The 24,796-nt window shown below is 63.2% G+C and carries 25 protein-coding genes; 10 read left to right on the forward strand and 15 right to left on the reverse strand.

The genetic code is table 11. From position 1 onward, the window contains the following. The first annotated feature begins 260 nt into the window (after positions 1-260). Positions 261-521: a DUF1344 domain-containing protein gene (locus EOB80_RS14785; protein ID WP_027035965.1), complete on the forward strand. Its 261-nt coding sequence runs from the start codon at positions 261-263 to the stop codon at positions 519-521. 167 nt (positions 522-688) lie between these two features. Here EOB80_RS14785 and EOB80_RS14790 read toward each other — a convergent pair whose 3' ends face one another. The 4 genes from EOB80_RS14790 to EOB80_RS14805 form a co-directional block, all read right to left on the reverse strand. Continuing rightward, a complete protein-coding gene (locus EOB80_RS14790) occupies positions 689-1,276 on the reverse strand; it encodes a histidine phosphatase family protein (RefSeq protein ID WP_127328382.1) in 588 nt (195 codons plus the stop codon). Between the two features lie 46 nt (positions 1,277-1,322). Further along, complete coding sequence (gene fabI / locus EOB80_RS14795; RefSeq protein ID WP_127268175.1) at positions 1,323-2,141, reverse strand: enoyl-ACP reductase FabI; 819 nt, start codon at positions 2,139-2,141, stop codon at positions 1,323-1,325. 106 nt (positions 2,142-2,247) lie between these two features. Beyond that, positions 2,248-3,177: a J domain-containing protein gene (locus EOB80_RS14800; RefSeq protein WP_127328384.1), complete on the reverse strand. Its 930-nt coding sequence runs from the start codon at positions 3,175-3,177 to the stop codon at positions 2,248-2,250. A gap of 101 nt (positions 3,178-3,278) precedes the next feature. After that, entirely contained in the window at positions 3,279-3,740 is a 462-nt protein-coding gene (locus EOB80_RS14805) for an RT0821/Lpp0805 family surface protein (protein WP_127328386.1), read from the reverse strand. Positions 3,741-3,817: 77 nt separating this feature from the next. Between EOB80_RS14805 and pdxH the strand changes: the two genes are divergently transcribed. Continuing rightward, a complete protein-coding gene (gene pdxH, locus EOB80_RS14810; RefSeq protein ID WP_127328388.1) occupies positions 3,818-4,435 on the forward strand; it encodes a pyridoxamine 5'-phosphate oxidase in 618 nt (205 codons plus the stop codon). Between the two features lie 3 nt (positions 4,436-4,438). Here pdxH and EOB80_RS14815 read toward each other — a convergent pair whose 3' ends face one another. Both EOB80_RS14815 and EOB80_RS14820 read right to left on the reverse strand, forming a co-directional pair. Next, complete coding sequence (locus EOB80_RS14815; protein ID WP_127328390.1) at positions 4,439-5,191, reverse strand: crotonase/enoyl-CoA hydratase family protein; 753 nt, start codon at positions 5,189-5,191, stop codon at positions 4,439-4,441. Between the two features lie 20 nt (positions 5,192-5,211). Next, positions 5,212-6,981, reverse strand: a complete 1,770-nt coding sequence (locus EOB80_RS14820) for an acyl-CoA dehydrogenase (RefSeq protein WP_127328504.1) — start codon at positions 6,979-6,981, stop codon at positions 5,212-5,214. Between the two features lie 216 nt (positions 6,982-7,197). On the opposite strand from EOB80_RS14820, the gene EOB80_RS14825 reads away from it, so the two are divergent. After that, on the forward strand, positions 7,198-7,416 hold the full coding sequence (locus EOB80_RS14825; RefSeq protein WP_127328392.1) for a hypothetical protein: 219 nt from the start codon (positions 7,198-7,200) through the stop codon (positions 7,414-7,416). A gap of 248 nt (positions 7,417-7,664) precedes the next feature. Beyond that, positions 7,665-8,774, forward strand: a complete 1,110-nt coding sequence (locus tag EOB80_RS14830) for a glycoside hydrolase family 25 protein (RefSeq protein ID WP_164762618.1) — start codon at positions 7,665-7,667, stop codon at positions 8,772-8,774. A 14-nt stretch (positions 8,775-8,788) separates the two neighbouring features. Here the strand turns inward: EOB80_RS14830 and purD are convergent, their stop codons facing one another. After that, positions 8,789-10,066, reverse strand: coding sequence for a phosphoribosylamine--glycine ligase (purD, locus tag EOB80_RS14835; protein ID WP_127328396.1), 1,278 nt, complete (start codon positions 10,064-10,066; stop codon positions 8,789-8,791). Between the two features lie 157 nt (positions 10,067-10,223). After that, the gene (locus EOB80_RS14840; RefSeq protein WP_127328398.1) at positions 10,224-11,045 is read right to left on the reverse strand and encodes a phytanoyl-CoA dioxygenase family protein; all 822 of its coding nucleotides are present in this window, start codon (positions 11,043-11,045) and stop codon (positions 10,224-10,226) included. Between the two features lie 89 nt (positions 11,046-11,134). On the opposite strand from EOB80_RS14840, the gene EOB80_RS14845 reads away from it, so the two are divergent. Then, complete coding sequence (locus tag EOB80_RS14845) at positions 11,135-12,046, forward strand: LysR family transcriptional regulator (RefSeq protein WP_127328400.1); 912 nt, start codon at positions 11,135-11,137, stop codon at positions 12,044-12,046. Between the two features lie 68 nt (positions 12,047-12,114). Next, complete coding sequence (ubiA, locus tag EOB80_RS14850; RefSeq protein ID WP_164749081.1) at positions 12,115-13,098, forward strand: 4-hydroxybenzoate octaprenyltransferase; 984 nt, start codon at positions 12,115-12,117, stop codon at positions 13,096-13,098. Between the two features lie 205 nt (positions 13,099-13,303). Here the strand turns inward: ubiA and EOB80_RS14855 are convergent, their stop codons facing one another. The 3 genes from EOB80_RS14855 to EOB80_RS14865 form a co-directional block, all read right to left on the reverse strand. Then, positions 13,304-13,870: a DUF6101 family protein gene (locus EOB80_RS14855; RefSeq protein WP_127328402.1), complete on the reverse strand. Its 567-nt coding sequence runs from the start codon at positions 13,868-13,870 to the stop codon at positions 13,304-13,306. A gap of 186 nt (positions 13,871-14,056) precedes the next feature. Continuing rightward, entirely contained in the window at positions 14,057-15,487 is a 1,431-nt protein-coding gene (locus EOB80_RS14860) for an FAD-binding oxidoreductase (protein WP_127328404.1), read from the reverse strand. Between the two features lie 8 nt (positions 15,488-15,495). Continuing rightward, positions 15,496-16,470: an L-threonylcarbamoyladenylate synthase gene (locus EOB80_RS14865; protein WP_127328406.1), complete on the reverse strand. Its 975-nt coding sequence runs from the start codon at positions 16,468-16,470 to the stop codon at positions 15,496-15,498. A gap of 191 nt (positions 16,471-16,661) precedes the next feature. On the opposite strand from EOB80_RS14865, the gene EOB80_RS14870 reads away from it, so the two are divergent. After that, the gene (locus EOB80_RS14870; protein ID WP_127328408.1) at positions 16,662-17,147 is read left to right on the forward strand and encodes a hypothetical protein; all 486 of its coding nucleotides are present in this window, start codon (positions 16,662-16,664) and stop codon (positions 17,145-17,147) included. Between the two features lie 137 nt (positions 17,148-17,284). After that, positions 17,285-17,674 (forward strand): hypothetical protein, encoded by a 390-nt coding sequence (locus tag EOB80_RS14875; RefSeq protein ID WP_127328410.1) that lies wholly within the window; start codon positions 17,285-17,287, stop codon positions 17,672-17,674. 100 nt (positions 17,675-17,774) lie between these two features. Here EOB80_RS14875 and EOB80_RS14880 read toward each other — a convergent pair whose 3' ends face one another. After that, positions 17,775-18,083: an ATPase gene (locus EOB80_RS14880; RefSeq protein ID WP_127328412.1), complete on the reverse strand. Its 309-nt coding sequence runs from the start codon at positions 18,081-18,083 to the stop codon at positions 17,775-17,777. Positions 18,084-18,192: 109 nt separating this feature from the next. Beyond that, entirely contained in the window at positions 18,193-20,643 is a 2,451-nt protein-coding gene (glyS, locus tag EOB80_RS14885; protein WP_127328414.1) for a glycine--tRNA ligase subunit beta, read from the reverse strand. Between the two features lie 168 nt (positions 20,644-20,811). Between glyS and EOB80_RS14890 the strand changes: the two genes are divergently transcribed. After that, entirely contained in the window at positions 20,812-21,162 is a 351-nt protein-coding gene (locus EOB80_RS14890; protein WP_127328416.1) for a hypothetical protein, read from the forward strand. Between the two features lie 3 nt (positions 21,163-21,165). On the opposite strand, the gene EOB80_RS14895 is transcribed toward EOB80_RS14890, so the two are convergent. Further along, complete coding sequence (locus EOB80_RS14895; RefSeq protein WP_174800366.1) at positions 21,166-22,086, reverse strand: glycine--tRNA ligase subunit alpha; 921 nt, start codon at positions 22,084-22,086, stop codon at positions 21,166-21,168. 199 nt (positions 22,087-22,285) lie between these two features. Here EOB80_RS14895 and EOB80_RS14900 point away from each other — a divergent pair, with 199 nt between their 5' ends. After that, complete coding sequence (locus tag EOB80_RS14900; protein ID WP_127328418.1) at positions 22,286-22,747, forward strand: GNAT family N-acetyltransferase; 462 nt, start codon at positions 22,286-22,288, stop codon at positions 22,745-22,747. Positions 22,748-22,826: 79 nt separating this feature from the next. Here EOB80_RS14900 and EOB80_RS14905 read toward each other — a convergent pair whose 3' ends face one another. Further along, on the reverse strand, positions 22,827-24,602 hold the full coding sequence (locus EOB80_RS14905) for a tetratricopeptide repeat protein (RefSeq protein ID WP_127328420.1): 1,776 nt from the start codon (positions 24,600-24,602) through the stop codon (positions 22,827-22,829). Between the last annotated feature and the right edge of the window lie 194 nt (positions 24,603-24,796).

Here is a 24,796-nt window from a genome sequence, read left to right on the forward strand (position 1 = left end):
CGGAGCCGGCTTGGCGCATGACCCCGAAAATCGGAGCGATTTTCGGAAAGGATCATGCGCAAAATCAACAATGCTACAGCGTCCTTTGCGCGTCCAAGAGGACGCGCGGCGCTGTAGGTTGCCTTCTATTGGCGTTTTTCACAGGGGTCAAACTGTGATCTGGCGGATTTAGTTTTGACACATTCGGTTGGTTTCTGCTCTGCTCCATCCGCCGTTGAACGCCCGCCGCCATGCCGGCGCAATGATAAAGAGGAACGATCATGCGTACCCTGATTGGCGCCATTGCCGCCACGCTGCTGCTTTCCACCGCCGCTTTCGCCGGCCAGACCGAAGGCCTGATCAAGAAGATCGACAAGGATACGGCGACGCTGACGCTGGATGACGGCAAGTCCTACAAGCTGAACGCCGAGACCGATCTCGACGCGCTGAAGCCGGGCATGGACATCGTCATCGCCTACGATGTGACCAATGGCGAAAACATCGTCACCGACATGGAACTGCCGGACAGCTCTGCCAACTAGAGCTTCCAACCTCAATTGAATGCTGTGTTTGCGGTTCAGCTTTCGCCGAGCCGCCTGCCAATGGCCTAAAGCGTGTCGCGTCTGAACGGATTCAGGCGACCCGCTTTAGGTCTTTGTTTTATGCATGTCGTTCTCCCAAAACCGGGGCCACTTTTGGGCGACATGCATTAAAGCCACTCCAGACTCTTGCCTTCGAGCTTGAGCAGGCGATCCTGCGGTATTTCCAGGTTCGCGGCCTCGTCCTCGGCCAGCCCCAGAACGAAGCGAAACAAGGTGCGCATGACGCCGCCATGGGTCACGCATATCGTCTGGCGTTCGATCGCGTCGAAGCATGGCCTCACCCGTTCGAGCAGCATCTGATAGCTCTCCGCACCTTCGCCGGGCGGCTGAAAGTTCCATTTGTCCAGAGCGCGCGTCCTGCTTGCTCCGGGATATCCTGTCTCGAGCTCGGGAAAGGTAAATCCCTGCCAATCGCCGAAATTGACTTCGACGAGGCGCGGATCGGTTCGATAGGCATCCGGATCGAGCTTCATCGCGGCGCGAATACGCTGCATCGTTTCGCGCGTCCGTTTCATCGGACTGGCGAGGAAATCGAATTCCCAGGGATTTGGGACCAACGCGGCTAGCCGAAGCCCGTTGCCGGTCGCCTGTTCGCGGCCAAGAGCGTTGAGATCGGTATCGGCCTGCCCCTGAAGTCGCATTTCGGCGTTCCACGCGGTCTGGCCGTGGCGCGCGATATAAACCAGCGGGTACATCAGGTCTTCCGGTGCGGGATCGGGACGGACGACGGTTGGCCGGGCGTTAGTCCTTGACCGTCGAAATATCAGGCGCGTCGACCGCCTTCATGCCGACGACGTGGTAGCCCGAATCGACGTGGTGCACTTCACCGGTGACGCCGCGCGACAGGTCGGACAGGAAATAGACGCCGGAATCGCCGACTTCCTCCTGCGTGACCGTCTGCTTCAGCGGCGAATTGTACTCGTTCCACTTCAGGATGTAGCGGAAATCGCCGATGCCGGAGGCGGCCAACGTCTTGATCGGGCCGGCCGAGATGGCGTTGACGCGGATCTTCTTGGCGCCGAGGTCGACCGCCAGGTAGCGCACGCTGGCCTCGAGCGCCGCCTTTGCGACACCCATGACGTTGTAGTGCGGCATCACTTTTTCGGCGCCGTAGTAGGTCAGCGTCAGCAACGAGCCCCCATCGGTCATCAGCGCCTCGGCGCGCTTGGCTATGGTGGTGAAGGAATAGACCGAAATGTCCATGGTGCGCAGGAAATTGTCGCGCGTCGTCTCGACATAGCGGCCGGTCAGTTCATCCTTGTCGGAGAAGGCGATGGCGTGGACGAGGAAATCAAGCTTGCCCCAGTGCCTGGCGACATTGGCGAAAACCTCGTCCAGGCTCGCCGGATCGGTGACGTCGCAATGGCCGGCGACAAAGGCGCCCAGTTCCGCCGCCAGCGGCTCGACGCGCTTCTTGAACGCCTCGCCCTGATAGGTCAGCGCGATCTCGGCGCCATGGTCGACGCACGACTTGGCGATGCCATAGGCGATCGACCTATTGTTGGCGACGCCAAGAATGAGGCCGCGCTTGCCGGCCATTAGGCCCTGTCCACCCGCCATGTGAGCGCTCTCCGCAAGATTTCAGCTTTGTGGGTTGCCCTATCGCACAGGCACAGAGCCCCTTCAAGCGTCCAAACCGGACAGTTCGGGGGACAAAAGCCGCCGATCAGCCTTTTTGGCCGCGCAACAGCTCTTCGAGCGCGCTGTCGCCGCCTTCCGGCAGCATGATACGCACATGAGCGTAGAGATCGCCGTGGCCGCCGGCCTTTTCCGGCAGGCCTCTGCCCTTCAGCCGCAGGACCTTGTCGGAGCTCGACCAGGCAGGAATGTTGACCGCAAGCCTGCCGGTCGGCGTCTCGACCGGCACCTTGGCGCCGAGCACCGCATCCGCCAGCACCACCGGCAGATCGGCGTGCAGGTCGCGGCCCTCGATGCGGTAGCGTGGATGTCGGCGCAGATGGATCTTGACCAGCGCGTCGCCTGGCTGGCCCGGCCCCTGCTCGCCTTGGCCCTTGAGGCGGATGGTCTGGCCGTCCTCGACATAGGCCGGCAGCTTGACCGCCACCTTGCGGCCGTCGGGGAACATCGCCGTCACCTTTTCGGCGGTCGCCGCTTCCTCGATGGTGACGTCGAGCGTCACGTTCAGATCGGCTGCTGTCGCCTGCTGGCGGCGATCGCCCGTGCCGGGACCGCGCGCGCCCGAAAAAGTGTCGCCAAAAATCTGGCTGAAGATGTCGCTGTTGCCGTCGAACGGATCGCCACCCGGTCGGCCGGAGCGGAATTCGAACCGCGAACCGCCCGGACCCTGTTGACGGCGAAAGCCGCCAAAGGGATCGCCGCCACCGGCAGCGCCCTCAAAGCCCTGGAATCGCGGCTTGCCGTCGGCGTCGATCTCGCCGCGATCGAAAGCGGCGCGATTCTTTTCGTCGCCGACGATCTCGTAGGCCTGGTTGGCCGCGGCAAAACGGTCCTTCGCCTTGGGATCGTTCGGATTCTGGTCCGGATGATGCTTCTTGGCGAGTTTCCGATACGCCGACTTTATGTCCTTGGCCGATGCGTTCCTGGCAACGCCCAGCACCTCATAGGGGTCGCGCATGTGCTTACTGCCCTGGAGTAGAGTTGAGTCTCTTGTGCCACCTATATGCGCTCGCATAGGAAGAAATTCCAGTGCTGGAGCAGCATATCAGACGCGGAAAATCAGAGTGCCTTGAAGTCCTGCATGCGCCAGCCGCCGGCGCTGGCTAGGCACAGTTCGCCTTCGAACATGGCAACGCCGTCAAAGCTTTCGCGCGAGGCCTTGAAGCGGCGGCAGGTCTGGCCGTTGTCCTTCAATTCCGCCAGGTCGGTGATGGAACCGCGCGAACCGGTGCCGGCATTGGCCCACGGCACGGCCTGCCCGCCGAGCTGCTCGATGTCGGCCGAGGAAACCGCATTGCCGATCGTCGTCTGGTCGGAGTCGCGATCCAAATTGGCCGGCGCGCCCGAAGCAGACGTGCTGCTGGTCAGGATCGAGCGGTCGACTTCGGCTTTTTCCAGGCTGAAGCCGCCGGCGCCACACGCGGCAAGCGGCAAGGCGACCGCCACAATCGCGGCTTTCGCGCTGGCCGAAGCGATAACGCTCCATTGCCTGCTGTCAAAAGCTTGCGCGATACGCGACAATCGGCAGCCTCCCCCTTGCTTCGTAAAGAATCTTGGTTTTGTAAGAATCTTGGCTTCGTGACAATTTGAGAAAAACTATGAGTGACACTGAGTTAACAAGCGGTGACTTTACCGAGGCTGCCGAGCCGTTTCGCCTCTTTGCCGCATGGCTGGACGACGCCAGGAAAAGCGAGCCGAACGACCCCAACGGCGTGGCTCTGGCGACCGTCGATGCCGACGGCATGCCGGATGTGCGTATGGTGTTGCTCAAGGGGTTCGATGAAAGCGGGTTTGTCTTCTACACGAATTTCGAGAGCGCCAAGGGCCAGGAGATTCTTGGCAGCATGAAGGCGGCGATGTGTTTCCATTGGAAGTCGCTGCGCCGCCAGGTGCGCATTCGCGGACCGGTGGAGATCGTCAGCGACGCCGAAGCCGACGCCTACTATGCGACACGGCCGCGCGGCAGCCGCATCGGCGCCTGGGCTTCGAAACAATCGCGGCCGCTGGAAAGCCGCTTTGCGCTGGAGAAAGCGGTGGCGGAATACACGGCACGCTATCCGATCGGCGAAATCCCGCGGCCAAAGCACTGGTCCGGCTTCCGCATCGTGCCCAGCACCATCGAGTTCTGGCACGACAGGCCGTTCCGGCTGCACGACCGGCTCGTTTTTACGCGCAGTGCGAAGGACGGCTGGGACAAGACACGGCTTTATCCCTGAGGCTCAGGCCTTCTTTCTCGTCATGAACGCGGTGAGCGCGGCGCGCGCCTCACCGGACTTCAGCCGCTCGCGAAAATGGTCGCTTTCCTCGCCGATGCGGGCGAGGAGATCGTCGCGCGAACCACGCATCAGGTTGCGCGCGATCTTCAGCGCCTGTGGTGGCTTGGCCGCGATCTGGCCGGCTGCCGCCAATACCGAAGCCTCCAGCGCTGCTTCCTCGACCACCTCGTAGATCAGGCCGGCGGCCTTGGCGCGCTCGGCCGAAAAACCCTCGCCAAGACCGAGCAGCGCGAAAGCGGCTTGCTGGCCCAGAATGCGCGGTGCCAGCAGGCTCGATCCCGCCTCAGGCACAAGGCCCAGGTCGACGAAAGGCGTCCTGAACACGGTGCGTGGCGTAGCGAAAGTCAGGTCGCAATGCAGGTTGAGCGTCGTGCCGATGCCGACCGCGATTCCGTCGACGCCGGAGACCATGGGTTTTTCGACCTTGGCCAGCGCCATCAGGAAATCCCAGACTTCGGTGCCGCCGTCGCCGCCGGTGGCGACGACCATGAAGTCGGCAAGGTCGTTGCCGGAGGAGAAGGCGCCGGGCACGCCGAGAAAGACATGGACGCGGATCGCCGGGTCGGCGTTCCCCTCGGCCAGGGTTTTTGACATTTTCGCATACATGGCGCGCGTCAGCGCGTTCTTCTTGTCCGGCCGATTCATGCGGATGATCTGGATGGCGCCCTGGCGCTCGACGAGGATATGGTCTGTCACGGTGTTTTCCTTGTGAAACGTCAGGCAGACACGAGCGTCTTGCCGGCAGCGGCGAGGCTTTCGGCGCCATCGATGACGCGCGCCCTCAAGGCGCTGACCTCGCCGAGCAGGTTTTCGGCAAAGAAACGGCAAAGCGCTATGCGGTTGTGATCGGCAAGAGCACCGCGCGCCAGATAGGCGCCGCCGGCGGCAAGCGAGATCAGCCTGAGATAGGGCGTGGCGCCTGCCAGCGCCTCGTCCTGCCGGCCTTCGGCCGCCAATTTTTGCAGGAAGCGGGTCGCTTCGCTGAGATCGCCAAGTGCCGCGTCGAGAGCGTCGGCGGTGCGGCCGAAATCCTGCATGTTCGAGGTCCGCACCGCTGCGGCCATATCAGCCAGTTCGGCGATGTAGCCATGCACATGGTCGCCACCGCCGAGCGGTAGCTTGCGCATCACCAGATCGATCGCCTGGATACCGTTGGTGCCCTCGTAAATCGGTGCGATGCGCGCATCGCGATAGAAGGCGGCCGCTCCCGTCTCCTCGATGAAGCCCATGCCGCCATGAACCTGGAGGCCGAGCGAGGCAACCTCGACGCCGATATCGGTCGAGAACGCCTTGGCCAGCGGCGTCAGCAGATTGGCGCGATCGCGCCAGTATGCCGCCTCGTCACCGGCGGAGACACGGGCCATGTCGATGGCGTGGGCACAGGAATAGCTGATGGCGCGTGCGGTCTGGGTCAGCGCCTTCATGGTCAACAGGTTACGCTGGACATCGGGGTGATGGACGATAGGCGCCATACCCGTGCCAGTGTAGCTCGCGGCCTTGCCCTGCCGGCGCTCATTGGCATAGGCGATCGCCTTCTGCGTTGCGGCTTCCGCGACCGCCACCCCCTGCGTGCCGACACAAAGCCGCGCATTGTTCATCATGGTGAACATGCAGGCGAGCCCCTTGTTCTCCTCGCCGATCAGCCAGCCGACGGCGCCGGGTTCGGCCCCTTCGAAGCCGTCGCCATAGATCATGGTGCAGGTCGGCGAGGCATGGATTCCGAGTTTATGCTCAAGTCCGGAACAGAAGACGTCGTTGCGGGCACCGAGCGCGCCATCGTCGCCAACCAGGAATTTCGGCACCAGGAACAACGATATGCCGCGCGTGCCGGCCGGCGCATCGGGCAGCCTTGCCAGCACGAGATGGATGATGTTGTCGGTGAAATCGTGCTCGCCATAGGTGATGAAGATTTTTTGGCCGAAGATGCGATAGCTGCCGTCACCCGCCGGCTCGGCGCGGGCGCGCAAGGCGGCGAGATCCGAGCCGGCTTGCGGCTCGGTCAGGTTCATCGTGCCCATCCACTCGCCGGAGACGAGCTTTTCGAGATATTTGGCCTTGAGGTCTTCGGAGGCGTGTTTGTCGAGCGCCTCGACCGCGCCCATGGTCAGCGTCGGGCCGATGCCGAAAGCCATGGCGGCGGAGTTCCACATTTCGAGCGCGGCCACGCCGAGCATGGTCGGCAGCGCCTGGCCGCCATATTCCTCAGGCCCCGTGAGCGCATTCCAGCCGCCATCGATCCAGCGGCGATAGAGTTCCTTCCAGCCGGGCGGCGTGGTGACGGCGCCGCCTTTCAGCACCGCACCCTGCCGATCGCCGATCGTGTAGAGCGGTGCGACCTCTTCGGTGGCGAAACGGCCGGCCTCACCCAGAACGGCATCGACCAGGTCCTCGCCGAGATCGCCGAAGGTGCCGGCATCGAGCGCCGACTTCATGCCGGCCACGTGCTTGAGCGTGAAGGCGATATCCTCGACCGGTGCCCTATACATGCCGCCCACTCCTCCTGATTGCATCGGCCTGCCCAACCCTAGAACCGGTGCCGCTGCAAAACCACCCGCCGTATCAGCGGTCTCCCATCTTCTTTTTACGTAAACGTCAAATTTTGTCACGCGGATTTTGCAATCGCGGCGGCGCGTATTAAGTTCAACCCATGCCGGATCAAGTCGACCGGCGATGCAATCAGAACCAGCCAACCGGAACCGCCCATGCTTGCCAGACTCGACGCCTACCGCTGCATCGAATGCGGCCTGCCCTATCGAGCGGAGGGGTTCTGCTACCATGGGGGCAGACTGGACCATGGTGCCGCCTACTGGTCGGATCGCGGCATTTTGTGCTCGCCGCAATGCTCGCTCGCCCACCACCGCAAACGCGCCGCCGAAGGCACGCTGCGGCAAGAGCCGGCGCCTGACCCGTTTGAATTTTAGCGGCTGATGCGTCGCCAGCTCTTCTGGGAGCCAGCCCCCGAAAGCACTTCCTTAACCATAGCCGTTCAGGATTTGTTTTTGATCAACGGGGATTCCCTGTTTTGAAAAGGACGGCGCACCTCCTTCGCCGCTTGAAGAGTGTCGTACCGACACCCTTCAAGCCTCTGTTTCCTGTGCCTGTCGTTGCCCCAAAACCGCTGCATACTTTTGGCCGGCATGCGCTGGCGATCCTCGCTCTTGCGGCGACGATGGCGCTTTCGACGGCGGCAACGGCCTCCGATTTTTCTGAGCCGTGGAAGAACGCCGACCGCGCTCTGGTCGTCGATGCCTACGAATATAATTCCATCGACTGGGCCCAGCTCGCCACCGACAAGCGGGTCGTCGGCTTCATCAACAAGGCCTCCGACGGCATGCCGCCGGCCTATTTCTGCCTGGGCAACGACATTGAGGTAAAGCTTTGCAAGGCGCTGTGGAAACGTCATGCGGTGACGCGCGAACTGTTCCAGACGCGCCGGGTGGTGGCCAAGGCACTCGGCCTGAAATGGGGCGCCTATCACCTTGCCCGTCCCGGCAATCCGGTCGAGCAGGCGAACAATTTCCTCGATTTCGCCGAGCCTGCGCCGGACGATCTCATGGCTCTCGACATCGAGGGCAATGACCCCTCGCAATGGATGTCGCTCGACGATGCCGAGGAGTTCGTACGCCAGGTGCATCGGCGCATCGGCCGTTTCCCGGTGCTGTACACCAACGGCAAGACCGCCCGCTACATTGCCGACAACAGCTACCGATACCGGCTCCTGTCGCGGCTGCCGCTTTGGTATGCGCGCTACACCAACGACATCGACGTGCATTTTCCGATGGGCAACTGGCAAGGCTACGCGCTGTGGCAGTTTTCGGCGCAAGCCAATTGCGGCCGTTTCCGCTGCCCTTACAGGGTTGCCGGCACGCCTAACGACATAGACGTGAATGTCGCGCCGACAGACGCCGCCACGCTGCGCGCGCAATGGCCCTTCGGTGGGCTTATCGACGTGCCGCCGGACTATCTCGCCTCGATACCGCTACCGGTTTCACGCGAGGCCGGCCTCGCCGGCAATGTCACCATCACCTATGCGTCTGTGGCCGCGCCGCCGACTCTCGAGGACATGGTTACAGCGTTGGGCACACGCTGGTCCCGTTTCCGCGACGGCTTCCGCATGCCAGTCGTGAAGACGGTGCCGCGACGGCCAAGCTTCGGCATTGTCCAATATGTCGCCTGGAAGCGGACCGAACGGCGTTCACCCGCACAACTCGACGCTGCCTTTGCCGTGTCCGATCCACTCAGCACCGCTTCCACCGAACTCGATCGCGGCCAGCGGTGAGCCAATGCGGAACTTCAGGTTCCCTGTTCGCGCGCTACGGCCTGCCAGCCGATATCGCGGCGGCAGAACCCGTCCGGCCAATCGATGCGGTCAAGCGCGGCATAGGCTCGTTTCTGTGCCTCGCCGACCGTGGCGCCTGATGCCGTCACGTTGAGGACGCGGCCGCCATTGGCAACCAGCGCGCCGCCATTGATGGCGGTACCGGCGTGGAAGATCTGGACGCCGTCGCTCGCCGCGTCTTCGACGCCGCGGATGACCGAGCCTTTTTCCGGCGTGCCGGGATAGCCTCTCGCCGCCATTACTACGGTGAGCGCGGCCTCGTCGCGCCAGCGCACCGAAGTATGCGCAAGCTGGCCGTCGGTCGCCGCATTGAGCAGGACCAGCAGATCATCCTTCAGCCGCATCATCAGCACCTGGCATTCCGGATCGCCGAAACGGGTGTTGTATTCGATCAGCTTCGGTCCCTTGTCGGTGATCATCAGCCCGGCAAACAGCACGCCGGAGAACGGCGCCCCCAGTTCGGCCATGCCGCGCATGGTCGGCTCGATGATCTCGCGCATGGTGCGCGCGACCAGTTCCGGCGTCATCACCGGTGCCGGCGAATAGGCGCCCATGCCACCGGTGTTGGGACCGGTGTCGCCGTCGCCGACGCGCTTGTGGTCCTGCGCGGTACCGAAGGGCAGTGCGGTGGTGCCGTCGCAGAGGCAGAAGAAACTCGCCTCCTCGCCGGTCATGAACTCCTCGACCACAACTTCCGCGCCGGCGGCGCCGAAGGAACCGTCGAAGCAGGCAGCGAGTGCTGCCTGTGCTTCACTGGGCGTCATGGCGACGGTGACGCCCTTGCCGGCAGCGAGCCCGTCGGCCTTGATGACGATCGGTGCTCCGGTCTTTTCGACATAGGCCTTGGCCGAGGCCAGGTCACTGAAACGGCCATAGGCGGCGGTCGGGATGTTGTAGCGGGCGCAGAGATCCTTGGTGAAACCTTTCGATCCTTCCAGCTGTGCGGCAGCCTTGGAGGGTCCGAAGACGCGAATGCCTTGCGCGCGCAGATCGTCGGCAATGCCGACGACCAGCGGCCCCTCCGGGCCGACCACGACGAGGTCGATTTTTTTCTCCCGGCAGAACGCGGCCACGGCGGCATGGTCGGCTAAATCCAGCTTCACCAGCTCAGCCTCGCTGCCGGTGCCCGGATTGCCGGGAGCCGCATAGAGCTTGGTCAGCAGCGGTGATGCGGCGATCTTCCAGGCGAGCGCATGTTCGCGGCCGCCGGAGCCTAGAAGAAGAACGTTCATGGCCACCTCTTGATGCCGACTATCCGTTAGAGCACCCGCTATTGCTCTCTGGGCGACGGGTCAAGGCATCCGGGCGCATTGATGGGAATTGCGCACGGGAACGTTACCCCAGCCGAAAATCGGCGGCGCACATCGGCGTCGATTTTCTGGCTGCCGCTCAGCCCTGGTAGACCACCGGAAACCAGTCCTCGCGCAGCCTCTCGCCCGGCTGCATGCCGTGGCCATGATAGGGCGGCGAGGTGCGGCCCGGCCGCTCGACATAGCGCGCATCGTCACCCACCCAGCGCAGCGACAGCGCCCGGCGCCGCGCCGCGGTCAGGTTGCCGCGCGCGCCATGCGCGGTCCTGAAGTCGAACAGGATGGCGTCGCCCGGCTCCATTTCCCATTCGAGCACCTTCATCGACGGATCCTTGTCGGGATCGGGCACCGGCAGATAGTCGCCCTCGCCGGCATAGAAATTACTGTCGTCGAGCCAGCGCACCGGCAGGATCATCTTGTCCCATTTGTGCGAGCCGGCGATCAGCCGCAGCGTCGCTTCCTTCACCGGGTCGATGGGGATCCAGAAGCTCACCGTCTGCCGGCCATCGACGAAATAGTAGGGGATGTCCTGATGCCAGGGCGTCGGCTTCTGCGTGCCGGGTTCCTTGACCAGCACATGATCGTGGAAGAACTGCGCGGTCCGCGACTGCATCACCGCCGCCGCCAGTTCGGCGGCTGGCGAACCCCGCACCAGGCTGACGAATTCGGGGACGCGCTCCCAGTTGCAGTAGTCATCGAAGAAACTGCCGCGGCCGTTGGCGATGTCGGATGCGGTGGCGCTGCGGTTCTGCATGTTGCGTTCGATGCCGGCGGCAATCGTGTCGACCCAGCCCTTGAAGGCGCCGCGAATGCAGACAGCGCCGTCACGCTGATAGTCGGCGATGGTGCCCGCATCGATCATGGAGGCGTTGGAAGTGTGGCTGGCAGCTTGGGAAGCCATGGCGTTCTCCTCTTGGAATGAACGGACTATCGCAACCCTCTTTCATTCAGTAAAATAATAACTTTCCATTTGGTACATAGGATAACCCTATGAATGTGACCCTCACCCAATTGCGTTATCTTGTCGCCGTGGCGCGTCATGGCAGCGTCACCGGGGCGGCGAAGATGCTGAACGTTTCGCAGCCGTCGATTTCGGTGGCGATCGACGCGGTCGAAAAGAATTTCGGCCAGAAGCTGTTCGTCCGCCAGCGCGGAAGCGGCGTGTCGCCGACATCGTTCGGCCGCGCCGTCGTGGCCAAGGCAAGGCAGGTTCTCACCGAAACGGACGAACTCGTCGGCCTGGGTTCAAGCAAATCGGCTGTCAGCGGTGAGTTGGTGCTGGGATGCTTCGAGGATCTGGCGCCGTTCTTCGCGCCGGCTTTGATCCGCGCCTTCTCCGAACGCTATCCGGCCGTCAAAATCGTCGTTCGCGACGAGACGTTCGAGACGCTGGGACGACGGCTGGGGGATGCGGCCATCGATCTCGGCCTGACTTATGATCTCAGCCTGCCGACGCATTTCGCCCGCATCCTGCTGCGCGAACTTCGTCCACACGCGCTGTTGCCGGCAGGCCATGCCCTGGCGGACCGCCCAACGGTCAGCCTTGCCGATCTGGCCGCCTATCCGCTGATCACGACGGATCAGCCGCACAGTTGGCAGCACATGCTCGACCTGTTCCGCAGCCGCGGCCTCTCGCCGGTGGCCGATACGACGACAAGCTCGTTCGAACTGCAGCGTAGCATGGTCGCCAACGGCTTCGGCGTCGCGGTCAGCTATACCCGTCCGCACGGCGACCGCAGCTATGACGGCCTGCCGCTTATCTGCAAGCCGCTGTCCGATCCGCTGCCCATGCAGCGGATCCTGCTGACCTATGACACGCATCAGCGTGTGTCGAATGCGGCGCTGGCCTTCGTCGAGGTGGCCAGGGACTGGTTCGCCACCCGCGACATCTTTGCCTCGTGAAAGGCTGACGGGCACCACTCTCCCGCTTGCCGCTTGACGGTTTCTGCCGCTGCTGCCACTCCATGGACATGGAAAATATCCAGTCGAAAGCGGCCCAGGGCCGTGTCGCCGATGCGCCGAACGGCCATTGGGTCTACCGCGTGCTGCCGCGCTCGATATGGCCCTATGCGCAGCTTGCTCGATGGGACAGGCCGATCGGCTGGCAGTTGCTGCTGTGGCCGTGCTGGTGGTCGGCAGCCTTGGCGGCAAGCGCCTATCCGCGTCCGGGCGACCCGCTGCTCTCACTGCTGCCGGCGCCTTTGTATCTCGTGCTGTTCCTGGTCGGGGCCATCGCCATGCGCGGCGCCGGCTGCACCTACAACGACCTCGTCGACGAGGACATCGACAGCCAGGTGGAGCGCACGCGCTCGCGACCGTTGCCGTCGGGCAAGGCGACGCGCCGGCGGGCATGGCTGTTTCTCGTCCTGCAGGCCCTGGTCGGCCTCGTCGTGCTCATCCAGTTCAACAGCTTCGCCGTCCTGCTCGGCATCTGCTCACTGGCGGTCATCGCCATCTATCCATTCATGAAGCGGATAACCAACTGGCCGCAACTGGTGCTTGGCCTTGCCTTTTCCTGGGGCGCGCTGATGGGATGGGCGGTCGAGTTCGGCGATCTCGATGGGCCTGCCATCATGCTTTATATCGGCTCGATCCTGTGGGTGATCGGCTACGACACGATCTACGCACATCAGGACAAGGAAGATGACGCCATTGTCGGCGTGCGCTCGACGGCACGCCTGTTTGGCGATAACACCAAATCGTGGCTGGCCGGGCTTTATGGCGGCGCGCTGATCTGCTTCGCCATCGCCTTCGCGTCGGCGCAAGCGCCGGTGGTGGCGCTGGCCGGACTGATCGCCGCCGGCGCCCATATGGCCCGACAGATCGCCGTGTTGGACATCGACAATCCGGACCAATGCCTGCGGCTGTTCAGGTCGAACAACCAGGTCGGCTGGCTGATCTTCCTTGGTCTGATCGGCGGCGCTGTGTGGGTGGCGCTGAAGCCGCTGGTTTAGTCTCCTTCTCCCCGTCCCCTATACGGGGAGAAGGTGGCGGCAGCCGGATGAGGGGCAGCGCCGACCTTGGAGGGGAGGCAAGAGATTCATCGGCGACACAACGCATACCACTAAGTCTTAAAGTGGTGGCCGAACACTTAGGTCGGCGCTGCCCCCCATCGCCCTGCGGGGCACTTCTCCCCGTATAGTGACGGGGAGAAGAAGGCTAATCCCTCGAAATAATCTCCTGGCCGTCGATGACCAGCCTGAGACCGAGGGCGCCGGCCCTGCGGCGAGCGAGGAAACGCGGGCGGCGCGTGTTCGAAATCCGCCCCTTGCGCCGGTCCTGCGGCGGCAGCGTCTTGATGGCGGCGCCGAGCGATTCTTCCAGGGTGCGGGCAACGCCGTCCGATTCGATCAGCAGCATCGGCAGACGGTAAGCGTCGGCCCAGGCGCGCCAGTCGGCTGCGACATCGTCGAGATCGTCGGCCACCAGCAGCGGCACCGACAGCATCGGGTCGTTGTGCAGGAGTTCCAGGGTCACCGTGACATTGCCGTCCGGGTCTTCCATGGCGCGGGCGGCAACGCCGCGGAACGCATTGGAGGGCAAAACGATGATCGCGGGCAGGCCGCTCATCTCGAGCAAGCGGCGGATCACGGCGCCGCGCTGGTCGATGGTGAAGGTTACATCGCCGTAGTCGTCGCGAGTCGCGTAGCTCACCACTTGCGGCAGGCGAAATGGGTCGAGACGCATGTTGCGTCCCGCCCAGACTGGCTTCAGTCCGGTGTTCATAGAGTGGCCTTCCTGTCTGTCTCCTGAGAGCCGGTGTCCGGTTCTCTCCGGGCCGGTTTTTCCAGCCTCGTTTGTAGGGAGACAGTAGCGCGGGCTCCTTACCGCCCCGCTTAAGAAAGTCGGTTAAATTTTGCTGATCTCAGGGATGGTTATCGGAATCCCACCAGCCGCAACTTGTCGAAAGGTTCAGATAACCTTACCCGGATTCATGATGCCGGCCGGGTCGAAAGCGGCCTTCACCCTTCGCATCAGATCGATCGCCATCGGCGGCGCGGTGGCGATCAGTTCGTCGCGTTTCAACTGGCCGATGCCGTGCTCGGCCGAGATCGAACCGTGCAGGCTGCGCACCACACCGTGCACCGCCTTGTTCATGGGGTGATAGAGAGCGAGGAACGCCTCATCATCGCCGTCGACGGGCCGCGAAATGTTGTAGTGGAGATTGCCGTCGCCCATATGACCGAAGCAGACCACGCGGGCGCCTGCACTTACCGACGCCACGGCGCCGGCGGCTTCTTCGATGAAGCGGGGGATCGATGCAATAGGCACCGAAATGTCGTGCTTGATCGAGGCGCCTTCCGGCTTCTGCGCCTCGGGCAGCAGCTCGCGGAAATTCCAGAAGGCATCCCCCTGCCCGAGGCTCGCCGCAATGACGGCGTCGCCGACGAATTCCTGTTCAAGGCCGGCCGAGAGCACGTCCTCGATCAACGCCCGCGAATCCTCCGACGAACGGCCTGATGAAATCTGCATCAGCACATACCACGGCCAGTCCTCGATCAGCGGCCGCACCACGCCCTGGGCATGCGCCAGCGTGAAATCATATGGCCGTCTGCCGATCAGTTCGAAAGCGGTGAGTGCTGCCCCGGCACGGTCCATGGCCAGGCTGAACAGCGAAAGTGCGGCCTCGGGCGACGACAGGCCGGCGAAGGCGACTTCGCGCCCCTTCGGCTTTGGGAACAGCTTGAGCACGGCGGCGGTGATGACGCCGAGCGTACCTTCGGCGCCGACGAACAGGTTTTTCAGATCGTAGCCGGTGTTGTCCTTCTTCAGCTTGCGCAGGTCGTCAAACACCTCGCCGGTCGGCAGCACCACCTCGACACCGAGACAGAGTTCGCGCGCATTGCCATAGGCAAGCACGCCGGTGCCGCCGGCATTGGAGGAAAGATTGCCGCCGATCTGGCAGGAGCCCTGCGCGGCCAGCGACAGTGGGAACAGCCGGTCGGCGGCGTCGGCTGCCTCCTGCAGCGTCTGCAGGATGACGCCGGCCTCGACCGTCACGGTGTTGGACAGGACGTCGATCTCGCGGATGCGGTTGAGCCGCGACAGCGACAGGACGATTTCGCGCCCGGACCTGTCCGGCACCTGGGCGCCGACCAACCCGGTGTTGCCGCTTTGCGGCACGATCGGCGTTCCCGTCTCCGTCGCCAGCCGCATGATCCGGCTGACTTCGTCGATGCTGCCCGGCCGCAGCACCAGCGATGTCGCGCCGTGCCAGAGCCCGCGCCGCTCAATGAGGTAGGGCGCGATGTCCTGTTCGTCGCGCAGCGCATACTTGTCGCCGACGATCGCGGCAAAGCGATCGATGAGAACAGGGTCGAGGGTCTCTGGAATTTCGGTCATGGGGAAAGCTATGATGTGGCTTGCGTGTTGTCACGAGGGGCGGCCGCGCGCGACAGCCGATCGTTGATCGCTTCGCCGAGCCCGTCGAAGGGAATAGGTTCGACGGCGATGGTTTGCGCGCCGCTGCGGTCGAGTTCCTGCATATAGGCGAACAGATTGCTCGCCGCTTCGCGCAGGTCACCGGTTTCGGACAAATTGAGGAAGGCTTCGGCGCGGCGCCAGCCTTGCGCCCTCTGGCCGCCGAAGCCGAGCAAAGCCTCGCCCTCGCCGACCGCGCCGGCATTGAGCCGCATCGCGGCACCCGGCGCATAGTGCGAGGCGAGCATGCCCGGCGCCTCGATACCGGCGGTGCCGCCGCGCAACAATTCCATGCCGATGGCCGCCTCGATCTCCTCGGCGGCGATGCCGCCGGGCCTCAGCAGCCGCATTCTGTCCCCTTCGGCCTTGACAATGGTCGATTCCAGCCCGATCGGCGTCGCGCCGCCATCGACCACCAGCTTTATCCGCGCACCGAGATCGGCGGCCACCGCTTGCGCGGTCGTTGCGCTGATCCTGCCGGATGAATTGGCGCTGGGCGCTGCAAGCGGGCGGCCGAGCCTGGCGATCAGCTCGCCGCCAAAGCCCCTCGGCATGCGCAAGGCAATCGTATCGAGCCCGGCGGTGACCAGCGGATGGATGCCGTTGCCGGGCCGTTGCGGCAGCACCAGCGTCAGCGGACCTGGCCAGAATGCCAGCGCCAGTTTCCTGGACAGCGGATCGAACAACGCGAGGCGCTCTGCCATTGCCATGTCTGCGACATGGGCGATCAGCGGATTGAAGCGCGGGCGCCCCTTGGCCTCGAAAATACGCGCCACGCCGATGCCGTTGGTGGCGTCGCCGGCCAGCCCGTAGACGGTTTCCGTCGGGATGGCGACGACATCGCCTTCCCTGAGCAGCGCCAGCGCCCGCTCCAGCGCCTCGCCCGAGCCAAGTATTTCAGCCACTCTCGTCACCTCACAGATGCGGGGTGCGTAGTACGATGGCGGCCGTTGGGCAAGCCGCTGTTGGGTACCCTATTGTTGGCGAGCAGGAGCATTGGCGATTTATCAATCCCTAAAATGCTATGTTTCCGCGAAAGCCGGCATCAATTCCGGCCTGCTATCGAACAGCTTCTGGGCAAAGGGGAGCGACATCAGTGTCTGCGCGTATCCTGCTGGGTATCATTCTTGCTGTTGCGGCCGGCGAAGCCCAGGCGTCATCCCTGGTTTTTCCAGGCACGCCATCCTCCACCCCATCGATCGTCAGGATCGGCGCCCCCAACCAGCCTGGAACCGCCGATGCGGTCAACGCCAGCGATGCGCTGTCGGTGGTGGCAAAAGGGGAAGCGCAGCCCGACGTCACCGATGAAAAGGTGGCGGCGATCCCGGACAAGCCCGCGACCGGGCACGGCTTCCAGCCAGGCCCGATGGTCATTCGTGGCGGCGTTACCGGTCCCGATTTCCCTGCACCGGCGCCAACCGCTGCACCGGCGGCCGGTGCCGCGCCGGCCGCTGGCACGGCGCCGGCAACGGCCACCGCTTCCGCAGCCCCCTCAGGGAACGCCGAGAACCAACCCACCCCGCCGAGCGCTTCGGCGCCGGCAGCAGGGCAGCGCATGCCTCCCAACGGCTACACCAAATAGCCCCGGCTCAAAGACAGCCGACATCGATGGCGTGACTTGACGGTGGTCTGGCGCCCGGCGCACCATTGCCAGGCAAGCCCCGTTCTAGGTATTTCTGGCAGACGGGATTTCATCGCTAGGGGTAAAGGGGGGTGATCATGAGAAAATCTGGAATCGTAACCGGGGCAGGCCTTCTGCTGGCGTCACTGCTTGGCGTCGGCGCGGCTCATGCCGACGATATGCTGGGATCCTATGTCGCGCGCATTTCCGATCGCGACCATCAGGCGAGTGACGGCTATGCGCTGGACAATGCCGCGCAGATGGTGCGGCAGGACCGCGCCAACTGGCACAAATTCCACCGCCGTGACAGCGACGACGAGGCTGATGGCTGGTTCAGGACCAACGGCCAGCGCGCCGACCTGCAGCGCATGCTGGAACGCGGCGGCGCGATGAGTTCCTCGACCAAGCGCGCCATCGTCAATGGCGAACCGCTGATCCAGGTCGATGTCTACGAAAACAGCGTGCGCGTCAGCATTCTCGAGAACTGACCGTCGCCAGGGACGGCTGACCGTCGGCTTCGGGGACGGCTGATAGGAAGGCGGCGCCTCAGCGCCGCCTTGCCATCGATAGACTCGGCGGCTGAAAAAATCAGGCCGCTTCTTCCTTATCATCATCTTCTTCGGACTCGTCGCCTTCAGCCTTCACGCTGTCCTCGGCGTCGTCTTCGTCCTCGTCCTCGTCTTCTTCGTCTTCATCTTCGTGGTCATCCGAGAGCGTGGCAGCTTCGGCGGACTCGTCGCCTCCTTCTTCGTCTTCATCTTCGTCGTCGTCAGACAGCTCAGCGGCTTCGACCGCTGCGGCGGCGGCATGATCGAGAATGGTTTCGGAAGCGGATTCAAGCGCCTCGGCGGGAGCCGGGGTTTCTTCTGTCACTTCGATTTCGTGATCGGAATTCATGGAAGCCTCCGTGGGGTTGGGGAACATGTCCCTTTTGCCACGGAGAGATCATCGCCATATGACTGTAAGCCGGCTCGAACGGCCGGCGGCAGAGAATATTTTCTTCGCCTTAACCTGCGATCCTGGAGAAATCCGCGACCTGGCCGGTGGCCGCGCGGATGCGAGCGAGCAGCGCCAGGCGGTTGGCACGCACCGCCTGATCCTCATCGTTTACAAGAACATGCTCAAAGAATGAATCAACCGGCTCGCGCAATACGCTAAGCGCCAGCAGGGCGCCGGAAAAGTCATCGTTTTGAATCGCTTCGCCGGCCTGCTTCTCAGCCTGATTCACCGCCGCAAACAGCGATTTCTCGGCATCCTCGCGCAAAAGTGCCGACTCAACGGTTTCGGCCACCGCCGTTTTCTTCTTCTCCTCGGCGGCCAGAATGTTGGCCGCACGCTTGGTGCCGGCGAGCAGATTCTTGCCGTCCTCCGTGTCGAGGAAGGAGCCCAGCGCCTCGACCCTGCGCACGATCTGCAGCAGGTCGTCGGACTGCGGCGTGATGACGGCATCGATGAGATCGTGTCGAGCGCCTTGGTCGCGGAGGTAGACCTTGAGGCGGTCGTGGAAGAAGGCGATGAGGTCGGGGATCAACTGCGCAGCTGGGCGGTCCTGGCTCGACCCAGCCACTTCTGAGCTGAGACCGACGAAGCGCTTATCGAGGAGGTCACGAGATGAACCAACTCCCGTCGTGAATTCACCTCCGTCTTCAGCTCTCCAAACTGCCGAGAAGCGAGCGCCCTGGTTGAACATAAAGCCAAAAAGGGCGTTCGCCAATTGGTGCCGAAGGGAAGATGATACGGCATTCTCGATCAAAATCCTCACCACACCCAGCGCCGCTCTACGCAGCGCATAGGGATCCTTCGACCCAGTCGGCTTTTCGTCGATTGCCCAGAAACCGACCAGCGTGTCGAGCTTATCGGCAAGCGCCACTGTGATTGAAACCGGATCGCTCGGTACGCGATCGGACGGGCCTTGCGGCTTGTAGTGTTCCTCCGCTGCAGCGGCGACCAAAACATGCTCACCCTGAAGAAGCGCATATTTGCGGCCCATCGCGCCTTGCAGTTCCGGGAACTCGCCGACGACTTCGGTGGTGAGATCGGCCTTGGCCAAGACGGCGGCACGACCTGCGAGCGCGATAATCTCCCCCCTCGAGGGGGAGATGTCGCCGAAGGCGACAGAGGGGGTCGGCACGACCGGATGCGACGCCCCATCGCGGTCAGAGGACGCCGGCGCTTCACGCGCGGCGACCCCCTCTGGCCTGCCGGCCATCTCCCCCTCAAGGGGGGAGATTGACTGCGCCACGATCGGCGCCAGTTCTTCCGCCAATCGCTTGATCCGCTCCACCCGTTCGCCCTGCGTGCCGAGCTTGGCGTGGAAAGTCACGCCGAGATGGTCGAGGCGGGCCATGCGCTGGTCGAGCGGCTTCTTGAGATCAAGCCCGAATTTTTCCGCCGATGCCTCGAGCTCAGCCAGGTCAGGCAAATCGCCCTGGTCGGTCGTCCAGAAATAAAGCGCGTCGGACAGGCGGGCGCGCACCACCTTGCCGTTGCCGTGGGCGATCTCCTTGCCGCCATCCCTGGCTTCGATATTGGCGGTGAGGATGAAGCGGTTGGAAAGCGCGTCGTCGACACCCTGCGGCCGCGTCACAAAGCACTTCTGATTGGCGCGAATGGTCAGTCGGATCACTTCGGCTGGAATGGCCAGGAATGCCTCCTCGAACTCGCCCATCAGCACGACAGGCCATTCGACCAGCCCGGACACCTCCTCCAGCAGCCCGTCGTCCTCGACCAGGTCAAGCCCGTTGGCGAAGGCGAGATTGCGGGCATCGGCAAGGATGATCTCCTTGCGCCGATCAGCATCGAGCACGACCTTGGCCGCTTCCAGCTTGGAAACATAGTCGTCGAAGCGGCGTACCGTGATGGCGTCAGGCGCATGAAAACGGTGGCCATAGGTGGTGTTGCCGGAGCGGATACCGTCGATCTCGAAATCGACCACGACAGGCTCCTCGGTCTCCGGGCCGAACGTGCACAGGATCGATTGCAGGGGCCGTACCCAGCGCAGCGAGCCGGGCTTGGCCGAGGCCGGCCCCCAGCGCATCGATTTCGGCCACGGGAAATTGCGGATGATCCCCGGCACCAGTTCGGCGATGATCTCTTCCGCCGCCTTGCCCGGCCTCGAAATGTGGGCGACATAAAAATCGCCCTTCTTCGGATCGGAATGGACATGGGCCTCGGCGATCGAGGAAAGTCCGGCCTTGCGCAGGAAACCTTGGACCGCCTGTTCAGGCGCTAATGTCGAAGGCCCCTTGATCTCTTCGCTTATATCTTTCGAGCGCGCGGTGAGACCCCTGATATCGAGCGTCAGCCGGCGTGGCGTCCAGTACTCGCGCGCCGCTTCATAGGTCAGCCCCGCCTCGACCAGACCGTCGGTCAGCATCTTCCTGAGATCACCCGCCGCCTTGCGCTGCATGCGGGCGGGAATCTCCTCGGAGCGAAGTTCTAGAAGCAGGTCAGGCATGGTAGCTCCTCACCCTCCCCTCGATGGGGAGGGTCGGCGCGTTAGCGCCGGGGTGGGGTGGCGGCGTCTCGGTCTCAAGCACCTTCAGCGTCTAGCGGGCCAAGGTGTGATTTCTTCCACCGCCGCATAGATCGTATCGAGCGCGGAATCCAGTTCGTTTTTGATTTCATGGCTCCGGAAGCGAATGGCGCGGCGATCGCCGATTTGCGCCCATTTCCAGAAATTTTGGCCGCCCTGTCGGGACGAGGCGATGCCACCCGTCCTTGGATCAAAGATTTCCATGAACCGAACGCAGCGCTGAAGCGACCCACGCTCAGGCAGGAAACTATTGGCTCAACGACCATGAAAACGGCATCCAGACTTCTGCAGATCCTCGCGCTCGGCGCCTGCTTCACGGCGCAGGGTCACGGCGCCTTCTCGATGCCGGGTGTGCGGCAGGCATTGCGCACGATCGACGGTGCCAGCGGTCAGGCCGTACCGCCGATCAACGTTTCCCTCGAGATGATGAAGCGGGCCTGAAGCTCAGGCCGCCAAGCCACCCGCCTGCGTCTTCAGAAACGCTTCGCCGCAAGCCTTGGCCAGATTGCGCACCCGCAGGATATAGCTCTGCCGCTCGGTGACCGAAATCACGCCGCGTGCGTCGAGCAGGTTGAAGACATGGCTGGCCTTGATGCACTGGTCGTAGGCCGGGAAAACCATGCGATGCATCGGCAGATTGTCGTTCGATGCCGGCGCGCCGGCATCGAGCAGCGCCTTGCACTCGGCCTCGGCGTCCTCGAAGTGGCGCAGAAGCATCGCCGTGTTGGCGTGTTCGAAGTTGTGGCGCGAATATTCCTGCTCGGCCTGCAGGAAGACATCGCCATAGGTGACCTTGTCGGCGCCTTCGCGGCCGTTGAAATTGAGGTCGTAGACATTGTCGACGCCCTGCACATACATGGCCAGTCGCTCCAGCCCGTAGGTGAGTTCGCCGGCCACCGGCGCGCATTCGATGCCGCAGACCTGCTGGAAGTAGGTGAACTGCGAGACTTCCATGCCGTCGCACCAGCATTCCCAGCCGAGACCCCAGGCGCCCAGCGTCGGGCTTTCCCAATCATCCTCGACGAAGCGGATGTCGTGCAGCAGCGGATCGACGCCGATCGCCGCCAGCGAGCCGAGATAGAGTTCCTGCAAATTGGGCGGGTTCGGCTTCAGGATCACCTGGTACTGGTAATAATGCTGCAGCCGGTTCGGGTTCTCGCCATAACGCCCGTCCTTGGGGCGGCGCGAGGGCTGGACATAGGCAGCGTTCCAGCGTTTTGGGCCGAGCGCGCGCAGCGTCGTTGCCGGATGAAAGGTGCCGGCGCCGACTTCCATGTCGTAGGGTTGCAGGATGACGCAGCCATAGGCCGCCCAATAGTTGTGCAAGGTCAGGATCAGCCCCTGGAACGAGCGGCTGGGATGCATATGGGCGGGGATTTCAATTGTCACGGATGGCCTCGACAGCACAGGCTAGCTGCCGGCACGTCCTAGAGACCCGGCAGCAAAGCGTCAAGCAAAGCACGCCGATGCGGTCGCGCCGACAGCTTTGCAGGGGCTGGCCCATTGCCCATCTCTCGGGCCTGCGCTCTGTTCGCCTGTGCAGCAACGACAACAGGTTTCAGCCATGCCCAGCCCGATCGTCATCCGCCCTGTCGCGCGACAGGATTTCGAGCAATGGCTGCCGCTGTGGGACGGCTACAATGCATTTTATGGCCGCTCGGGCGAAACGGCCCTGCCGGGTGAGATCAACCAGATGACATGGTCTCGTTTCTTCGATGCCTATGAGCCGGTCCACGCGCTGGTGGCCGAAGGCGAGGGACAGCTTCTCGGCCTTGTGCACTATCTCTTCCATCGCAGCACCACGGCGATCGCGCCGAATTGCTATCTGCAGGACCTTTTCACCACGCAGGCCTCGCGTGGCAAAGGCATCGGACGGGCGCTGATCGAGGGCGTCTACGAGCGCGCGCAGGCGGCCGGCTCAGGCCGGGTATACTGGCTGACGCATGAGACCAATCACACGGCGATGAAGCTTTACGACAAGGTCGCCGAACACTCCGGCTTCGTCGTCTATCGCAAGCTCTTCTGAGGCAGCCAGCCGAATCCGGTTCAAACGAAAACGGGACTCCGAAAAGAGCCCCGTTCGCCTTGAATTCAAATGGCTGACGTCACCCCTTCGGGGCGGGCACCGGCTCTGGCTTGACCTTCGGAGTTTCCTGCGCCGTGTTGGACTCGATCGGCGGCAGGCCCTTCATCAGCTTCTGCTGCAATTTGGCCAGCACATCGGGATCCGGCTTCAGGTCGCGAGCCTGGTTCCACTGGAAGGTGGCTTCCAGCTTGCGGCCGACGCGCCAGTAGGCATCGCCGAGGTGATCGTTGAGAACCGGATCTTCCGGCTTCAGCGACACGGCGCGTTCCATTTCGCGCACCGCGTCGTCGAACCTGCCGAGGCGGAAATAGGCCCAACCCAGCGAATCGACGATGTAACCGTCGCTCGGCCTGAGGTCGACGGCCTTTTGAATCATCGCCAGGCCTTCCTTGAGGTTCATGTTCATGTCGACCCAGGAATAGCCGAGATAGTTCAGCACCTGCGGCTGGTCGGGGAACAGTTCCAGCGCCTTGCGGAAGTTCGGCTCGGCCTTGGGCCATTCCTTCAGACGCTCATAAGCGATGCCGCGCTGGTAGAAGATGTTCCAGTTGGCCGCGGTCGGCGCCTTCAGCACCTCGACGGCCTTATCGTAGAGAGTGGCGGCCGAACGGAAATCGTCCTTCGAGGAATAGACGCCACCGAGCGCCAGATAGGCGCGCATGTCATTGGGATGGGCGTCGACCAAGGCTTTCAGATGGGTGATCGCCTCTTCGTGACGGTCCAGATCGGCAAGATTGAGGCCGAGTTGCAGGTCCGAAAGCTCCTTCAGCGGCGAAGCGGCGGGAATCCGGCGATAGAGCGCGATGGCACCTTCGCCGTCCTTCAATTGCTCGGACACGGCGGCGAGTTGCACAAGGGCAGCGTCGCTGTCAGGCTTCAAAGCAAGCGCATATTGCAGATAGAGGCGGACGAAGGGCTCGCCGCCGCCACGGTTGAGCGCGGTGGCGAGGTCGAGCAGGATTTCGGAGGCGCCATCGGATGGGCCGGCAACCAGCGGCGCAATCTTGTCGCCTTTTGCAATTCGGTCGCGCAAGGCGACGATTTCCAGCTTGCCCGGCGAAAACGCCTCGGCCTGGTCGAGCACCGACAGCGCCTTGGTCTTGTCGCCCTTGCGGACCAGGAACGAGGCGTAGGCCTGGGCATTGCGCATCCAGGTTTCGGGAGCGGCACCGCCGGCGGCGGTATCCTGCATGGTCGCGGCATAGATCGCCTCGGCCTTTTCGGGCATGCCGGATGCATCAGCGATCAGGGCGCGGTGGAACGACTTGAACAGGCCGAACCAATCCGGCCCCTGCAGCTTGTCGATGGACGCCATCGCATCGGCAGGCTCGCCGGCGCCTTGCTGCGCCCAGCCGGACATAACCCCGGAGATCAACCGGTCGAGATCGGATTCCAGCGACAGCTTGAGCCAGTACTGCGCCTTGGTGAAATCCTTCTTGTGGAAGGAATCGACGGCGAGCGCCAAGCGCGAGAAACGCTCGACGTCAGGCACTTCCTTGAGCTTGTCGGCATAGACCAGGGATTCGTCGAAGCGCCCTTGCGCGATCAGCGACAGCATCAGGCTCTGCTGCAGGCCGGTGTCGCTCGGGTCGAAGGCCAATGCTTGCTTGTAGTAGGCGATGGCGCTGTCGAGGTCGTTGTCGCCCTCGGCGATCCGGGCCGCCAGATAAGCGCCCGAAAACGACGTGATCTTGACCGGTTCGGTGGTTTGCTTGGCATAGGCCGGCAAAGCCGAGATCGCCATGCCCGTCACAATTGCCAGCCTTGTCAGCCAGCGCGCACGTCCTTGCCGCATCATATCCCTTTCAGCCAGGCGCCATCTCCGCATCAGCGGGATCGGCGTAGACTCGATCTTTCCAGGCAAAGCATGGCCTTTTTGGGGTCGCGCTTCAATCCGCCTCGAATTCACAATCCGGGCACCCGATTAACAAATCATGGCGACAGGCACCAGTTTTCCGGTCTTGAATTTCGGTGTTGGCCCTGCGCGGC

The organism is Mesorhizobium sp. M7A.F.Ca.MR.245.00.0.0 (assembly GCF_003997415.1).
Lineage (GTDB): Bacteria > Pseudomonadota > Alphaproteobacteria > Rhizobiales > Rhizobiaceae > Mesorhizobium.

Coding starts and splice junctions, on each gene's coding strand:
- pdxH (WP_127328388.1), top strand. CDS start 3,818: ATGAGTGACACTGAGTTAACAAGCGGTGACTTTACCGAGGCTGCCGAG.
- EOB80_RS14845 (WP_127328400.1), top strand. CDS start 11,135: ATGAATGTGACCCTCACCCAATTGCGTTATCTTGTCGCCGTGGCGCGT.
- EOB80_RS14790 (WP_127328382.1), bottom strand. CDS start 1,276: ATGTACCCGCTGGTTTATATCGCGCGCCACGGCCAGACCGCGTGGAAC.
- EOB80_RS14900 (WP_127328418.1), top strand. CDS start 22,286: ATGCCCAGCCCGATCGTCATCCGCCCTGTCGCGCGACAGGATTTCGAG.
- purD (WP_127328396.1), bottom strand. CDS start 10,066: ATGAACGTTCTTCTTCTAGGCTCCGGCGGCCGCGAACATGCGCTCGCC.
- EOB80_RS14800 (WP_127328384.1), bottom strand. CDS start 3,177: ATGCGCGACCCCTATGAGGTGCTGGGCGTTGCCAGGAACGCATCGGCC.
- EOB80_RS14840 (WP_127328398.1), bottom strand. CDS start 11,045: ATGGCTTCCCAAGCTGCCAGCCACACTTCCAACGCCTCCATGATCGAT.
- fabI (WP_127268175.1), bottom strand. CDS start 2,141: ATGGCGGGTGGACAGGGCCTAATGGCCGGCAAGCGCGGCCTCATTCTT.
- EOB80_RS14855 (WP_127328402.1), bottom strand. CDS start 13,870: ATGAACACCGGACTGAAGCCAGTCTGGGCGGGACGCAACATGCGTCTC.
- EOB80_RS14825 (WP_127328392.1), top strand. CDS start 7,198: ATGCTTGCCAGACTCGACGCCTACCGCTGCATCGAATGCGGCCTGCCC.
- EOB80_RS14905 (WP_127328420.1), bottom strand. CDS start 24,602: ATGCGGCAAGGACGTGCGCGCTGGCTGACAAGGCTGGCAATTGTGACG.
- EOB80_RS14895 (WP_174800366.1), bottom strand. CDS start 22,086: ATGCATCCCAGCCGCTCGTTCCAGGGGCTGATCCTGACCTTGCACAAC.
- EOB80_RS14860 (WP_127328404.1), bottom strand. CDS start 15,487: ATGACCGAAATTCCAGAGACCCTCGACCCTGTTCTCATCGATCGCTTT.
- EOB80_RS14785 (WP_027035965.1), top strand. CDS start 261: ATGCGTACCCTGATTGGCGCCATTGCCGCCACGCTGCTGCTTTCCACC.
- glyS (WP_127328414.1), bottom strand. CDS start 20,643: ATGCCTGACCTGCTTCTAGAACTTCGCTCCGAGGAGATTCCCGCCCGC.
- EOB80_RS14880 (WP_127328412.1), bottom strand. CDS start 18,083: ATGAATTCCGATCACGAAATCGAAGTGACAGAAGAAACCCCGGCTCCC.
- EOB80_RS14875 (WP_127328410.1), top strand. CDS start 17,285: ATGAGAAAATCTGGAATCGTAACCGGGGCAGGCCTTCTGCTGGCGTCA.
- EOB80_RS14820 (WP_127328504.1), bottom strand. CDS start 6,981: ATGTATAGGGCACCGGTCGAGGATATCGCCTTCACGCTCAAGCACGTG.
- EOB80_RS14890 (WP_127328416.1), top strand. CDS start 20,812: ATGGCTCCGGAAGCGAATGGCGCGGCGATCGCCGATTTGCGCCCATTT.
- ubiA (WP_164749081.1), top strand. CDS start 12,115: ATGGAAAATATCCAGTCGAAAGCGGCCCAGGGCCGTGTCGCCGATGCG.
- EOB80_RS14830 (WP_164762618.1), top strand. CDS start 7,665: ATGGCGCTTTCGACGGCGGCAACGGCCTCCGATTTTTCTGAGCCGTGG.